Below are 1495 nucleotides of genomic sequence, written 5' to 3'. Positions count from 1 at the left end.
TTTCAGGTTTGAGGCAATATCTTTGGCTTCATCCGCTGTGGTTTTAGCATTGTCGGCGGTAGTTTTGGCATTGTCTGCCGTGGTTTTGGCGTTATCCGCAGTGGTTTTCACCGTGAACAGTTGCCCACCGGTCACCGCCTCTTTCGAGTCTGCTGCCAATTTGCCATCGGCAAGGTTACCCAATACCGTCGGTGCCGTCGTGGTACCATCGGCATTCACCGCACTCAACCGCACCGCATTCGCCGCCACTTCCTTACTCTTATCGGCACTGCCGTCTGCTGCCCGTTGGTAATATTTGCCGTCTTCCACCGACAAACGGTTGCCGTTCGCATCGGTGTACACCACTGTGCCGGCTTCCCCTTGGCGGATATCGACGATTTGGCTAATCGCATCTTTACCGTTCAAACCGTCTTGACCGGCTGCACCACCTTTGCCATTCAAACCATCTTTACCGGCGGTGCCGATTACCCCTTGTAAGCCGTCAACCCCGTCTTTCAGGTTTGAGGCAATATCTTTGGCTTCATCCGCTGTGGTTTTAGCATTGTCTGCCGTGGTTTTGGCGTTGTCTGCGGTAGTTTTGGCATTGTCTGCTATCGCTTTCACCCCGTCCAACTGACCTTTATTGACCGCATCGGTTTTATCCACCCCGTCTTTTACGCCTTTCAATAGACTACCGTCACCTGACCCCTTCGTTTTATCCGCATTGAACGTCAACACCGATTTATCACTGCCGAAATCATAAGTCACCATATTCGGGTCTGCCGCTGTTCCGGTGCCACCCGTGCCACCATTCGCCAAGGTTTTTTCCACTTCAGCTTGGAATTTTTTGAACTGAGCACCGGTCACCGCTTCATCCGACGTCTCCGAAATCGTGCCGTCCGCCAAACCGCTCAATTTGCGCTTCAGACCGTTTGCGCCTAATAAACTGACTGTCGCAGTACTGCTGTCTTTTGCCACCGTAATCAGGGTTTTATCATCTCGCACCAAACCCAGCGTGCCGTTGTTGATGTTATTGGTGATAGTGGTGGTCGCCGTGCTGACCGCACGGTTGAGTTGACCGACATTCGCCGCATCACTGTCTGCGGTGCCGGCTTTCAGGTTGCTGATTTTACTGCCACCATTGCCACCCAACGCAACCGTGTCTTTTGCCGCTGTGGTGTATTTGACATTCAGCGTATCCGCCGCTTGTAGCGTCGTTATCGTGGTTTTATTGCCGTCTGCCGTGGCTTTGGCACTGTCAGCCACACTTTTCACACCATCCAGCTGCTGTTTGTTGACCGCATCGCCAGCTTGAGTGCCGTTCGCTACACCCGTCACCCGACGCACCGTATTATCCTTGCCGGCAACATTCAATACCGTACTGGCGCTGTCTTTTGCCACCGTGATTTCTTTTTTCACGCTGTCGTCTTGCACCAAACCGATGCCGCCGTTATTGATATTGTTGATGGTGGTGGTTAACTTAGTAATTTCACCACTGTTTTTATCGGCAATCGCT

At 52.3% G+C, this 1495-nt stretch carries 1 protein-coding gene; it reads right to left on the bottom strand.

What is annotated here, in order from left to right; all coding sequences use genetic code 11:
- A partial coding sequence (locus tag FHQ23_RS12465; protein ID WP_267963718.1) for an alanine-zipper protein occupies nucleotides 1-1495 on the bottom strand: 1495 nt, incomplete at both ends.

The sequence above is a fragment of the Testudinibacter crocodili genome, from assembly GCF_006228025.1.
Classification (GTDB): domain Bacteria; phylum Pseudomonadota; class Gammaproteobacteria; order Enterobacterales; family Pasteurellaceae; genus Chelonobacter.
Note: the sequence above shows the minus strand (reverse complement) of the source record. Positions and strands in the feature narration are given on the sequence as shown.